Below are 12,159 nucleotides of genomic sequence, written 5' to 3' on the forward strand. Positions count from 1 at the left end.
AACAGTTATCAGATTCGCAAAGCATGCGCAAGGGAACCGCAAGATGCTGTTACGGTTCCCTTAAGTCTGTCTAGGTTTTGTATGTCAGTCGGCGCTTGGCACCAGCGGCGCGTTTTCACCCTGGGTGGGTGGCAACAGGTCGTTGCCCAGCGGCGTGGCGGGTGCGGAAGGTGCCTCACCATCGGCCGGTGCGCTCAGGCTGTCGGTGATCGAGCTGCCTGCGGATTTCTGTGCTGCAAGCACGGTCAGGGTGATCGACGTGGCGATGAACGCGATCGCGAGCACCCAGGTGATCTTGCTCAGCGCCGTTGCTGCCGCGCGGCCGGTCATGGCGCCACCGCCACCACCGCCACCCATGCCAAGGCCACCGCCCTCCGACCGTTGCAGAAGAACAACGGCAATGAGGCCGAGCGCCAGAAGAAGATGGATGATGAGAACGACGTTTTCCATAGGACCCTGCGGCTGTTGGCTGAGTATCGGGCGGTTCATAGGGAAGATTGCCGGTCGGGGCAAGGGGCGAGTTCCAGCCGGTTCCGCCGTTGGGCCGGATTACTGCGCCGCAGCGGTCGCTCAGGCTGGACAGGGGCGGGTGGGGCAGGCACTCTCGGGGCATGCCGCATGATACCTCCGATCCGCAACAGCCGCCGCATTCGCATTTGCCCTCCGATCCGTCCCTGCGGGTCAAGGCGCTGGAAACGATTCTGACTCGCAAGGGGCTGATCGACCCGGCGGCGCTGGATGAAATCATCGACACCTATGAAAACAGGATCGGTCCGCAGAACGGCGCGCGCGTGGTGGCCCGCGCCTGGGCCGATGCGGCGTTTCGGACCGCCTTGCTGGAAGACGCCGATCCCGTCCTGGCGCAGATGGGGTTCAACGGACGTCAGGGCGAACATGTGGTTGTGGTCGAAAACACCCCGGAGCGGCACAATATGGTCGTGTGCACCCTGTGCAGTTGCTACCCGTGGCCGCTGCTGGGGATTCCGCCGGGGTGGTACAAATCCGATGCCTATCGGGCCCGCGCGGTGCGAGAGCCGCGCAAAGTTCTGTCTGAGTTCGGCGTGGCGCTGCCAGAGGGCACCGCTGTCCGGGTGTGGGATTCCACGGCCGAGGTCCGCTATCTGGTTTTGCCCATGCGCCCTGCGGGCACCGACCACTGGAGCGAGGATCAGCTGATGCGATTGGTCAGCCGCGATTCGATGATCGGAACAGCCCTGGCGCGTCGGCCGGATACAGGGGGCGTGGCGGGGCAGGAGGGGGCTGAATGACTCGAGTGCATGACATGGGCGGACGTTTCGGCGAGGGCCGGATCACGCCCGAGGCCGAGGGCGCACCGGTGTTTTCCACGGACTGGCATGCCCGGGCGCTGGCGGTCACGTTGGCCTGCGGTGCGCTGGGGCAATGGAACATCGACGGGTCGCGCCACGCGCGTGAGCGGCTGAGTGCGGCGGATTACACCCGGTTGTCCTACTACGAGAAATGGATGGCGGCGCTGGCCAATCTCCTCGTTGAACAGGGTGTCCTGCGCGAAGAAGATCTCGCCCAGCCTTTCGCCACTGAGGAAACCCCGGCGCTGCCCCAGCATCCGCTGGCGGCGCGCTGTCTGCACCCGGAGGCCGTCGCGCAGGTTCTGGCCGCGGGGGGACCCGCTGTGCGCGACAGCCAGGTTGCCCCGCAGTTCAGACCCGGCGACAGGGTGCGCACCCGGCGCCCGGCCAATACCCTTGTAAACGGCGGGCATACCCGTCTTCCGGCCTATGCCGGCTGCGCCGAGGGGCAGGTTCTGCGCCTGCATGGCAGCCATGTCTTTCCCGACAGCAACGCCCACGACCGCGGCGAGGCCCCGGAGCCGCTCTATGCGGTGTCTTTTGCTGCGCAGAGCCTCTGGGCGCATGCCGAACATCCGCGCGACGAGGTGGTCCTTGATCTCTGGCAAAGTTATCTGGAGCCTGCCTGACCATGGAAGACCCCTCGCACCGTCCGGACCCCGTGTTTGACAGCCCCTGGCACGCGCAGGTCTTTGCCCTTGTCGTGCACCTCAACGAGCGCGGTCTGTTCACCTGGCCGGACTGGGTGGCGCGGTTTTCCTCGGCGCTGCGGCAGGCGGGACTGTCGCAGGCCCTGAATGGTGGCGATGATTATTTTGCCGTCTGGCTGGACACGCTGGAGCAGGTGATGCTTGAGCAGGGTCTCGCCGGGGTGGAGGACCTCACCGACATGAAACGCGCCTGGGAGCGGGCCTATGTGCAGACGCCGCATGGCGACCCCGTGCATCTTGAGGACCCGTCCTGAGGTCCTTGAAGGCGTTTCGGGGGCGGATAGCGATGCGGACGGGGCTTTGTAACGGCGCTGCGACGAGATTCCGGTTTCCTCGCCCGCGCTGCCTCGCTATACGGGGCGTCGGTTTCAACCAGCATGCAAAGGACCTGAGATGGCCAATGTCGTGGTAGTCGGCGCCCAGTGGGGCGATGAAGGGAAGGGCAAGATCGTTGACTGGCTCAGCGAACGCGCCGATGTGATCGCGCGTTTTCAGGGCGGTCACAATGCCGGTCACACGCTGGTCATCGACAAGAAGGTCTACAAGCTGCACGCGCTGCCTTCGGGCGTGGTGCGCGGTGGCAAGCTCTCTGTCATCGGCAATGGCGTCGTGCTCGACCCGTGGCACCTGATCAAAGAGATCGAGACCGTGCGCGCCCAGGGTGTGGACATCACGCCGGAGACGCTGATGATCGCGGAAAACACGCCGCTGATCATGCCTTTCCACGGTGAATTGGACCGCGCCCGCGAAGAGGCGGCCTCCAAGGGCACCAAGATCGGCACCACCGGTCGCGGTATCGGCCCGGCCTATGAGGACAAAGTGGGCCGCCGCGCCATTCGCGTGGCCGATCTGGCCGATCATGCGACGCTTGAGGCGCGCGTGGACCGGGCACTTCAGCACCATGACCCACTGCGCAAGGGCCTCGGCGTGGAGCCGATCGACCGTGACGCATTGGTCGACTTGCTGAAAGAGATCGCGGGCGAGATTCTGCCTTTCGCGGCGCCGGTCTGGAAGGTGATGAACGAGAAGCGCAAAGCGGGCAAACGCATCCTGTTTGAGGGTGCTCAGGGCGCGCTTCTGGACATTGATTTCGGCACCTATCCCTTTGTGACCTCATCGAATGTGATCGCCGGTCAGGCGGCAACCGGTGTTGGCATTGGCCCCAATTCCATCGACTATGTGCTGGGCATCGTCAAAGCCTATACCACCCGCGTCGGCGAAGGTCCGTTCCCGACGGAACTGCTGGGCGCGGACGGCAAGCCCGACGCAGATGGCGACCGGCTCGGCACCCGTGGCCATGAGTTCGGCACCACCACCGGCCGTCAGCGCCGCTGCGGCTGGTTTGATGCCTGTCTCGTGCGCCAGACCTGCGCAACCTCCGGCATTAACGGGATCTCCCTCACCAAGCTTGATGTTCTGGACGGGTTTGAGACGCTGAAGATCTGTGTGGGCTATGATCTGGACGGCACCCGTCTGGATTATCTGCCGACCGCCGCCGATCAGCAGGCGCGCTGCACGCCAATCTATGAGGAGATGGACGGCTGGAGCGAGTCCACCGAGGGCGCGCGCAGCTGGGCGGATCTGCCCGCCAACGCGATCAAATACGTGCGCCGGGTTGAGGAGCTGATCCAATGCCCCGTCGCGTTGCTGTCCACCAGCCCGGAGCGGGACGACACCATCCTGGTGACCGATCCCTTCGCTGACTGATGGCAAAGGATGGTCTCAGCTATCGCGCCCGGAGGATCTGGGCGCTGGTGATCCTGCTTGTGGGGATGCCGGTCTATATCGTGCTGGCGGTGACGATCCTCAATCTGCTGGATCGTCCGCCGCTCTGGCTGGAACTGCTGGTCTATGTCGCGCTGGGCGTGGCCTGGGTTCTGCCGTTCAAGTTCGTCTTCAAAGGTGTCGGCAAGGAAGACCCCGACGCGCTCCACGACGAACATCCAAAGTAACACCGCTCCGTATCGGCGCACATGATGTGAGGGCGGGGAGCTCCCGCCCGTGCTCCGTGCCCCTTGCGGGACCCATCGCCCAGTTGGGCCCGGCGCCGCGCTCCCCGCAGGGGAGCGCGGCGCCGGTCGCTTCGGGCTTTGCCCGAAGCGAAACAGCTTTCTCCAGTCCGGTGATATTGACTCCACTTGTACGTCGCGCCGTTTGATCGAGAAGAAAGCGCGGCACGCGAGACCGTTCCGCAGATACAAAAACACCGCCCGGGTTGGGCGGTGTTTGGGGTGTCTCGTACCAGAAGCAGGCTTGCTCAACCGGCAGCGCGATCTCCTGGACGAAAGCCGATTTGCGACGACACGGAGAACCGCCCGTTCGAGGCCTTCTTCAGCTTGCCCTCGCGCAAAAGCTGCCCGAAGGAGCGCAGGCTGTCCTCGCGGTTGAAGTCGTCCTGACCATCGAGCATGCGCACCTTGTTGATCAGCTGCGGGCGCGAGAAGCTCTCGCGGCCTTCGACAAAGCTCATATAGGAGGCTGCGGCTTCCAGCAATTCGTGCAGTTCCACCGCGCCCTTCTCTGCCGCGAAGGTGGCAAAGGCGCTGTCTTCGGCACGGGGCGGTGTGTCCTCGTCATCGGCCTGCAGCAGCGCGCTGGAGACGCGACGCGGGCGGACGGGGGCGGCTGCGGCCGTCGGTTTGCGCTCTGCGGGGCGGGTGGCGTCGGTGGCAGGCTGCTCCGGGGCGGAGGCGGCATCGATGCGTTGTTCCGCCACCAGTTTCAGCGGCGCAGGGCGCGCGCTCTCCTGAGGGCGGCCGTCCGCGCCGGTGCCACCGCGGGACGGCCGCACGACACTGGCCAGATCAGCGCGGAACGCTTGCGTGCGCGCCTCGCGGCGGGCGTCGTCCGATCCGTCACTATCGGCTTGCGCGGCCGCAACCGCTGCACGCAGCTGATTGTAGGTTTCCCGCGATGTCGTGGCGTCCTCATGGCTCAGGCGGTCATCGGCCGCAGCCATCAGCCGTGACACATCACCGTCCGGCGACCGGTCGCTTGCGGTGAGAATGTCGCGCGCGGGGCGTGCGGGGGAGGCTGGGGACTCCGACGCTGCCTGCGCATCACCAGACCGCGGATCATCTGCGTCGTCGTCCTCGTGTGCCGCATTTGCGTCGGTCTCGTCGCCGGAGGAGGCGACCAGTTCCGCTTCGACGGCAGCGAGTTCCGCCATCAGCTCCGCTTCATCGTCATCCGAAAGGCTGCTTGCGGGGAGGGCGGCAGGTCGCGACGGTGTTTCAGCCGGGGCAGCTGCGGCGGGCGCCGGCGCGTCCGAGAGGTCCTCTGCGGTGGAATCGATCAGGTTTGCATCCACCTGCGCGCGTTTGACGCGGATCACACGTCCGCGCGCCGGGCGGCGTGGCGTGACCGGGCCGGGCGCGGGCTGCGCGGACGGGGTGTCGGCCGCAGGGGCGTCGGCCACCTCGGACGGTGCCGCTTGCTCCGCTGCATCCGATTGTGCAGGCGGCGCTGCAGTTGGTTCAGCCGGTTCCTCATCGGCATCAGAGGCGGCCGGCTGGATCGGGTCCTCATCGGCATCCTCATCCTGATCCGAACCGGTCAGGTTCAGACGGTCGAGGACATCGCTGACGGATTCCTCCTCCTCGGTGAAGGCGTCCAGGTCCAGGTCCGCAGTTACGTCCCGTGCCTGCCCCTCGGACGCCTCTTCAGAGGGCTCCACATGGGAGAGCACATGCTCCAGTTCGTTGTGCTGATCCGCCTGAAGGCTCTCTGCGTGCTCGTCTTCGGTGAAATCTTCTTCTGCCGGCGCCTTGGCGACCACCGCACGAATGCGCTGCAATTTTGCGGCGATGCTGTCATGGGCGGGGACGGTGTCCTCGTCACGACGCTGCGGGGCGCTCATCTCCGCGTCCTGATCTTCTTCTTCGTCGTCGGAGGCGGTGAGCGTGGTATTCACGCCCCACAGAACTGCGTCGGAATCCGAGGACGCATCGGGGTGATCCTCCGCTGCTGTTTCCGCAACCGCGTCGGCGGTGTCGGCGGACAGATCAGCAGGATCGTCTTCCGCAGCGGTATGATCCTGTGCGGGTGCGGTCTCCTCGACCGATCCAGACGTTGCAATGAGCGGACGCGACGGCGTTTTCGGATCAGCGGCGGTTTCCTCTGGCGCTCGGGGCTCCTCTGGCGCTCGGGATTCCTCTGGCGCCCGGTGCGCGGCAGGCGCAGGCGTGTCCACGGCAGGCGACAGCGCGGATGCGGTGGTTTCGGCCGTTGCGGCACGCAGGTGGATGCCGCCTTCGCTGCTGCGGGCTTCGACCTGGCGGGCAATTTCCCGTTGGGCAATCCGGGCCAGCATATCCGCGTCCGGCTGCGGTGGTTCCGCCCCGAAATAGCGGTCGTCTGCGGCGAGGTCGCGAAAATACTCGGCAATCGCCTTCATGGTGTCGAACGAGTCCTCGAACCCTTCGAGCGTGCATGAAAACGTTCCGTAGGAAACGGTCAATACTTTGTTATTCTGTACCATCGGTCGGTTCGTCCTCAGCAAAGTCGCATCGTCCACCCTATTCATGCTCGGGTCAAATTCGGCCCGAATCCTAGCAATTGTTCGTATAATTTTGTGTTTAGATTGTGGCTTGTTTCCATTTCTGCGAGAGATACCCGCATGACAGAGGTGATTGTTCATCAGGCTGCCCCGGTGACCCTGATCGGCGGCGGGGAGGTCACGGCGGCTGACCTGGAGGCGGCCCTTGCGCTGGCGCCGGTGCTCGTCGCCGCGGATGGGGGCGCGGACACCGCACTTGCTCTTGGATATAAGCCTAGCGCGGTGATCGGAGATTTCGACTCGGTCTCCGAGGCCGCCCGGGCGGCTCTCTCCGACAGTCTACTGCATCTTGTCGCGGAGCAGGAGACCACGGATTTTGACAAGGCCCTGCGCGCGGTCAGCGCACCGCTGGTGCTGGCGGTCGGGTTCCTGGGGGCGCGCGTCGATCATCAACTGGCAGCGCTGCATGTTCTGACGCAACCGCATGCGGCACGATGCATTCTGATCGGGGCTCATGAGATCGTCCTGCATATCACGGCGCCTCTGGATATGGCGCTGACGGCGGGGGATGTGGTGTCGCTGTTCCCGCTGGCACCGGTCACGGCGCGGTCTGTCGGGCTGGAATGGCCGCTGGACGGATTGCAGCTGTCGCCGATGACCCGTATCGGCACGTCGAACCGCGCCACCGGACCGGTACGTATCGAGGCCGATGGGCCGGGCTTGCTTGCGATCCTGCCGCGGGGCTCTCTCGGGGCGGTTATTCCGGCGATGCCGGCAACCCGGTAGCGGCTGATTGCGCCTGCTGCGCGGCACTGAGGCGCGCCGCTCGGCTGACCTTTCTTTCCCGCATCACCGCATAAAGCCCCGCCGCCATGGTCAGGAGGATGCCGCAGGCGGCCATGGCGTTTGGCAACTCGGCAAAGAACAGCCATCCCACCAGGACCGCCATCGGGATTTCGAGATATTGCATGGAAGCCAGCGTGCTGGTTGGCGCATAGCGCAGCGACCAGGTCATCATGAGGTGTGCGATGGTACCAAGCACGCCTGCGAGCAGCAGCAGATTGATCTCAGGCCGGGCGGGCAGGGTGATGTCCAGCTCCGCCACCTCGAACACGCGACCAAGCAGAAACAGCACAGCCATCAGCCCGCAGGCAATACCGCCAGAGACCGCCTGGATGGCGATCGGATCGGTTTCCCGCGCGATGCGGCGGGTGACCATCATGAAGAGAGAGAAGATCAGCGCAACGGCCAGTGGCCAGCAGGCATTGAGGCCGACTTCGGCAAAGCTGGGCTGGATCACCAGAAGCGTGCCGCAGAAGCCGACGACGCAGGCGGCGAGCCGGCGCAGGCCGACCTCTTCCTTGAGGACGTATTTGCCCAAGAGCAACATGATGAAGGGCATCACAAAGGCGATCGCCACCGCATCCGCAAGTGGCAGGAACCGCAGCGCCATGAACATGGCCGTGATGCCCGCCATCTGTAGCACCGTGCGCAGCAGCACGATGGGCATGATGCGCGCAGGCAGGCGCAGAGAGATCCCCAGCATCAACGCCACCGGTGCGAGGATGATCCCCTGTGCCGCAAAGCGGACAAAGACGATCTGCCCCACCGGAATGCGCGTTGACAGAATCTTTGCCACCGCATCGCCCAATGGAATGACGGCGCAAAAGCCCAGCATCAGGGCAATGCCCAGTAGCGGGCGATCCATTGTGTCAGGCGTGGCAGATGTTGTTTGGCTCATCCGGCGACGCTAGGGGCGGCGGCGGGGCTTGGCAAGTGGTGAATATGTTCAGGAGTTGTGGGCCACAGACGCTATAACGCCTGCCGGATAGGCGTTGCGTCGACCTGCGCGGTCTGGTGCAGCAGGAGGTCGTCCCAGGCGGCCTCGTTGCCCGCACCGAGACCCGCTCCGAGACCTGCACCGAGAAAGCTCACATGGCCCAGGTGCTTCAGCCCATAGGGGCCGGGATCAAACATGCGCAATTGGGTGCGGCTGGGCGCAAAATGCGCCGCATACCGCTGAACCGCGACGGGGGGCACGACGACATCATCCGTCGCCACGCACAGCTCCAGTGGCGGATGGGGCACGTCGAAATCGGGCTGTGGCAGAGACCGGCCAATGTCGCTGGCAAAGAAATCCCGTCGTGTGCACCAGCGGCGCCATTGCCAGTAGACCCCGGCAGGCAGATCCGCGCCAAGCCCGAGCCGCCGTCCCGGCAGATATCCCGTCGCCGCCGTTGCAAGCGGGCCAAGCAGGAACCAGAACGCCAGAACCTTGGGCAGGTAGCTCCAGGGGTGATCCCAGTGATGTGTCATCCCGGACCCCAGCGTGATGATGCGTGAGACCCGCGCGGGATAGGTGTGAAACGCAACGCCCAACCCGCCCAGCGAATGCCCAAGCACCCAAAGCGGCCCGGTGGGGGCAAGCTCGGCCAATTTACGTTGTGCCGCGTCCTGATCGGCAACCGCCCAATCCGCCATGGAGGCGGGGCTGTTGCGGATCGGGCCACGCAACGAGTCGCCAAAATCCCGGTAGTCATAGGTCAGGGTGCCAATGCCCCGCTCTGCGGCCCATGTCGCAAAATGACGGTAAAACCGCTGCGGCACACCGGTTGCCCCATGCAGAACCATGGCCGCCTGCATGTGCCCCTGCGCCGGATACCACTGGCCCACAAGAGGGTTGCTACTGGGGCCAAAGGAAATCGTTTCGGGCGTGGGGGACATGGGGGATCACCTCTGACTGTGTGTAGTCTGACTGTGTGTAGACCAGTCGGTCTAATCACATGTGTAGACCAATCGGTCCAATGAGGCTATTGCTTTTTTATGACCGCGCCAGACACCCGCATCACACTGATCAAGACCGCCTCACGGCTCTTTCGCAGGAAGGGCTATTCCGGGGTGGGGCTGACCGAGATCCTGACCGAGGCCGGTCTGCCCAAAGGGTCGCTTTATTATCACTTTCCCGGCGGCAAACCCGAATTGGCGGCGGCGGCCACGCGCTGGGCAGGGGCCTGGATCGAGGCGTTGGTGCAGCGGTCCTTTGAAGGGGCAAAGACGTTCGAAGAGGGCGCACAGGCGGCCTGCCGGGATCTGGCGGCCACATTGGCGCAGGTCGACCACATCGAGGCCTGCCCGGTGCTGAGCGTGTTGCAGGCGGCCTCGGACACGCCTTTGCTGCAGGAAGCGGTGCAGGAGGTCTATGCCAGCTGGACGGAGGGTCTGGCGCGCGAGGCGCGGCGGCTCAATCGAACAGATCCGGATTCGGCGGCCTATGCGCTGCATATCCGCCTGCAAGGGGCGTGGGTGATGGCCTATGCGCAGCAATCACAGCAGCCGCTGTTGCGACTGGCGGATGAGATCGGCGCGGGCATTGGCTGAGTGAACGCCAGCAAAGGGGCTGCGCCACCCGCCGGACGGATGGCGCGCCTGTTTGCGGGTTCAGCAGTTGGGCACGTTCACTGCAAGGCCACCGAGCGAGGTTTCCTTGTACTTTTCATGCATGTCGGCCCCGGTCTGGCGCATGGTCTCAATCACCGCATCCAGCGGCACAAAGTGCTGCCCGTCGCCGCGCAGCGCCAGGGAGGCCGCCGAAACCGCCTTGATCGCGCCAAGGCCGTTGCGCTCGATGCAGGGCACCTGCACCAGACCTTTGACCGGATCGCAGGTCATGCCGAGATGGTGTTCGAGCGCAATTTCGGCCGCGTTTTCCACCTGTTCCGGCGTGCCGCCCATCACCGCGCAGAGCCCCGCCGCCGCCATGGCAGAGGCGGATCCGACCTCGGCCTGACAGCCCGCCTCGGCCCCGGAAATCGAGGCGTTGTATTTGACCAGCCCGCCGATGGCGGCGGCGGTCAGCAGGAAATCCTCGATGTGTTTTTCCGACGCGCCGGGGACATGATCGAGGTAGTAGCGCAGCACCGCAGGCAGCACACCCGCCGCGCCATTGGTGGGGGCGGTCACCACCTGACCCCCGGCGGCGTTTTCCTCGTTCACCGCCATGGCGTAGACGCTCATCCAGTCGTTGATGGTGTGGGGCGCGGTCAGGTTCATGCCACGCTCGGCCATCAGGGAATCATAGATGCCCTTGGCGCGGCGACGCACGCTCAGGCCACCGGGCAGGATGCCGTCGCGTTCCAGCCCGCGGTTGATGCAATCGTTCATCACCTGCCACAGGCGCTGGGTGCCCTTTGCGAGACTTTCCTCGCAGCCGCGCGAGACCTCGTTGGCGCGTTTCATCTGGGCGATCGTGAGGCGGGAGGTTTTCGCCATCTCAAGCATCTCGACGGCGGATTTGAACGGGTAGGGGATCGGGTCGCCCTCATCCGTGGCCTTGCCCTGGGCCAGTTCTTCCTCGGTGAGCACAAAGCCTCCGCCGACCGAGTAATACACCTGCCGCAGTGTCACATCACCCTGCGCGTCGGTCGCCATCAGCACCATGCCATTGGCGTGGCCGGGCAACGCGTGATCATAATCAAAGATCATGTCCGCCTTGGGATCAAACTGCAGGGTGCCAAGATCATCAAGCACAATGGTCTTGGTGGCATTGATTGCCGCAAGCGTGTCTTCGGCTTTGTCGTTATCATAGGTGTCGGGCAGAAAGCCCGCGAGCCCGAGAATGGTGGCGCGGTCCGTGGCGTGACCCACCCCGGTGAAGGCGAGCGAGCCGTGCAGCGAGGCGCGCAGGCCGCGAAACTCAAACGGCGAGGCGCGCATCATGTCAAGAAAGCGCGCGGCGGCCACCATCGGGCCCATGGTGTGCGAGGAGGACGGGCCGATGCCGACCTTGAACATGTCAAAAACGGAGAGGAACATTTAGGTGGCTGATCCTTCTGGAGGGATGGCGAATGTTGGGGCGGTGAAGGGCGTCGGTCCGAGCCCTTCGGCGATTTGTGCGGCCTTTGTGCTGTTGCGCGCCTCGGCCCGGCGGCACATCTCAGAAAGCGCTGGGTAGGCGGAGAGGTCAAACCATGGGGTTTGCGCGGTCTCTGCGTAGAGCTTGGTCCACCGCAACAGACAGGGCAGGTAAAGGTCAAGGAGCGTCGGCTGGTCTTTGCCGGTAAGGGCCGGGGTAACTGCCAGCGCGGCGTCAACCATGCGCAGGTGATCCTGCAAGCGCAGACGGAGCATCTGACGCAGCTGCGCGTGATGCGACGGATCGGGGCCGACATATTTCTCCGGGTAGAAATACTGGCGCAAATCGACGTGCAAGGTGTTCGAGCACCAAAACAGCCACGTCAAAAAGCGCCCGCGTTCGGCAGATCCGGGTCCGGGGGCGAGACGCGCGGCCTGATCCGAGAGCCACAGCAGGATGGCCGCGGTTTCAAACAGCGCTCCATCCGGTGTTTCCAGAACCGGGATGGTGCCATTGGGGTTGAGGCGCAGATACTCCGGTGCGCGCTGGGCCTGTTGGCTGCGGTCCACCAGGAGTGTCTCATAGGGCAGGCCAAGCTCTTCCAGCGCCAGTCGCACGATGAGCGAGGCATTGTCGGGCGCATAGTGAAGGCGAAGCGGTGTGGTCATGAGGCGATCCTAGGTCTGCTTCGGAGGGTTGGAGCGATTGAAACCGACGTTTCCGATAGGAAACGCGCTCGTGCAAGCTATGAATTTGGCGACCGGATGCAAT

13 protein-coding genes are annotated in these 12,159 nt (G+C 64.6%); 7 read left to right on the top strand and 6 right to left on the bottom strand.

Annotated features, from left to right (window positions below):
- Positions 1-84: 84 nt before the first annotated feature.
- Entirely contained in the window at positions 85-450 is a 366-nt protein-coding gene (gene secG, locus MHM97_RS06235; protein ID WP_239320802.1) for a preprotein translocase subunit SecG, read from the bottom strand.
- A 161-nt stretch (positions 451-611) separates the two neighbouring features.
- On the opposite strand from secG, the gene nthA reads away from it, so the two are divergent.
- The 5 genes from nthA to MHM97_RS06260 all read left to right on the top strand — a co-directional run bounded on the left by nthA (position 612) and on the right by MHM97_RS06260 (position 3,990).
- On the top strand, positions 612-1,268 hold the full coding sequence (nthA, locus tag MHM97_RS06240; RefSeq protein ID WP_239320805.1) for a nitrile hydratase subunit alpha: 657 nt from the start codon (positions 612-614) through the stop codon (positions 1,266-1,268).
- A complete protein-coding gene (gene nthB, locus MHM97_RS06245) occupies positions 1,265-1,957 on the top strand; it encodes a nitrile hydratase subunit beta (protein WP_239320808.1) in 693 nt (230 codons plus the stop codon). Before nthA ends, nthB begins: the two co-directional genes overlap by 4 nt.
- Positions 1,958-1,959: 2 nt before the next feature.
- Positions 1,960-2,292, top strand: coding sequence for a nitrile hydratase accessory protein (locus tag MHM97_RS06250; protein ID WP_239320810.1), 333 nt, complete (start codon positions 1,960-1,962; stop codon positions 2,290-2,292).
- Between the two features lie 139 nt (positions 2,293-2,431).
- Positions 2,432-3,745, top strand: a complete 1,314-nt coding sequence (locus tag MHM97_RS06255; protein WP_239320812.1) for an adenylosuccinate synthase — start codon at positions 2,432-2,434, stop codon at positions 3,743-3,745.
- On the top strand, positions 3,745-3,990 hold the full coding sequence (locus MHM97_RS06260; protein WP_239320815.1) for a DUF2842 domain-containing protein: 246 nt from the start codon (positions 3,745-3,747) through the stop codon (positions 3,988-3,990). The genes MHM97_RS06255 and MHM97_RS06260 overlap by 1 nt, the downstream gene beginning before the upstream one ends.
- A gap of 305 nt (positions 3,991-4,295) precedes the next feature.
- Here MHM97_RS06260 and MHM97_RS06265 read toward each other — a convergent pair whose 3' ends face one another.
- Positions 4,296-6,518: a chemotaxis protein CheA gene (locus MHM97_RS06265; protein ID WP_239320817.1), complete on the bottom strand. Its 2,223-nt coding sequence runs from the start codon at positions 6,516-6,518 to the stop codon at positions 4,296-4,298.
- A gap of 138 nt (positions 6,519-6,656) precedes the next feature.
- Here MHM97_RS06265 and MHM97_RS06270 point away from each other — a divergent pair, with 138 nt between their 5' ends.
- The gene (locus tag MHM97_RS06270) at positions 6,657-7,322 is read left to right on the top strand and encodes a thiamine diphosphokinase (protein ID WP_239320820.1); all 666 of its coding nucleotides are present in this window, start codon (positions 6,657-6,659) and stop codon (positions 7,320-7,322) included.
- On the opposite strand, the gene MHM97_RS06275 is transcribed toward MHM97_RS06270, so the two are convergent.
- Complete coding sequence (locus tag MHM97_RS06275) at positions 7,294-8,277, bottom strand: DMT family transporter (RefSeq protein ID WP_239320823.1); 984 nt, start codon at positions 8,275-8,277, stop codon at positions 7,294-7,296. The two genes, MHM97_RS06270 and MHM97_RS06275, sit on opposite strands and share 29 nt — an antisense overlap.
- A 71-nt stretch (positions 8,278-8,348) precedes the next feature.
- A complete protein-coding gene (locus tag MHM97_RS06280; protein WP_239320825.1) occupies positions 8,349-9,260 on the bottom strand; it encodes an alpha/beta hydrolase family protein in 912 nt (303 codons plus the stop codon).
- 99 nt (positions 9,261-9,359) lie between these two features.
- On the opposite strand from MHM97_RS06280, the gene MHM97_RS06285 reads away from it, so the two are divergent.
- Complete coding sequence (locus MHM97_RS06285; protein WP_239320828.1) at positions 9,360-9,914, top strand: TetR/AcrR family transcriptional regulator; 555 nt, start codon at positions 9,360-9,362, stop codon at positions 9,912-9,914.
- Between the two features lie 60 nt (positions 9,915-9,974).
- Here the strand turns inward: MHM97_RS06285 and MHM97_RS06290 are convergent, their stop codons facing one another.
- Positions 9,975-11,348 (bottom strand): L-serine ammonia-lyase, encoded by a 1,374-nt coding sequence (locus MHM97_RS06290; protein ID WP_065322654.1) that lies wholly within the window; start codon positions 11,346-11,348, stop codon positions 9,975-9,977.
- Positions 11,349-12,056 (bottom strand): glutathione S-transferase family protein, encoded by a 708-nt coding sequence (locus tag MHM97_RS06295; protein WP_239320831.1) that lies wholly within the window; start codon positions 12,054-12,056, stop codon positions 11,349-11,351.
- Between the last annotated feature and the right edge of the window lie 103 nt (positions 12,057-12,159).

Source organism: Epibacterium sp. Ofav1-8 (assembly GCF_022348185.1).
Taxonomy (GTDB): domain Bacteria; phylum Pseudomonadota; class Alphaproteobacteria; order Rhodobacterales; family Rhodobacteraceae; genus Epibacterium.

Excerpts from the sequence above, each read along its gene's own strand:
- secG (WP_239320802.1), bottom strand. The coding sequence starts at position 450 with ATGGAAAACGTCGTTCTCATCATCCATCTTCTTCTGGCGCTCGGCCTC.
- nthA (WP_239320805.1), top strand. The coding sequence starts at position 612 with ATGCCGCATGATACCTCCGATCCGCAACAGCCGCCGCATTCGCATTTG.
- nthB (WP_239320808.1), top strand. The coding sequence starts at position 1,265 with ATGACTCGAGTGCATGACATGGGCGGACGTTTCGGCGAGGGCCGGATC.
- MHM97_RS06250 (WP_239320810.1), top strand. The coding sequence starts at position 1,960 with ATGGAAGACCCCTCGCACCGTCCGGACCCCGTGTTTGACAGCCCCTGG.
- MHM97_RS06255 (WP_239320812.1), top strand. The coding sequence starts at position 2,432 with ATGGCCAATGTCGTGGTAGTCGGCGCCCAGTGGGGCGATGAAGGGAAG.
- MHM97_RS06260 (WP_239320815.1), top strand. The coding sequence starts at position 3,745 with ATGGCAAAGGATGGTCTCAGCTATCGCGCCCGGAGGATCTGGGCGCTG.
- MHM97_RS06265 (WP_239320817.1), bottom strand. The coding sequence starts at position 6,518 with ATGGTACAGAATAACAAAGTATTGACCGTTTCCTACGGAACGTTTTCA.
- MHM97_RS06270 (WP_239320820.1), top strand. The coding sequence starts at position 6,657 with ATGACAGAGGTGATTGTTCATCAGGCTGCCCCGGTGACCCTGATCGGC.
- MHM97_RS06275 (WP_239320823.1), bottom strand. The coding sequence starts at position 8,277 with ATGAGCCAAACAACATCTGCCACGCCTGACACAATGGATCGCCCGCTA.
- MHM97_RS06280 (WP_239320825.1), bottom strand. The coding sequence starts at position 9,260 with ATGTCCCCCACGCCCGAAACGATTTCCTTTGGCCCCAGTAGCAACCCT.
- MHM97_RS06285 (WP_239320828.1), top strand. The coding sequence starts at position 9,360 with ATGACCGCGCCAGACACCCGCATCACACTGATCAAGACCGCCTCACGG.
- MHM97_RS06290 (WP_065322654.1), bottom strand. The coding sequence starts at position 11,348 with ATGTTCCTCTCCGTTTTTGACATGTTCAAGGTCGGCATCGGCCCGTCC.
- MHM97_RS06295 (WP_239320831.1), bottom strand. The coding sequence starts at position 12,056 with ATGACCACACCGCTTCGCCTTCACTATGCGCCCGACAATGCCTCGCTC.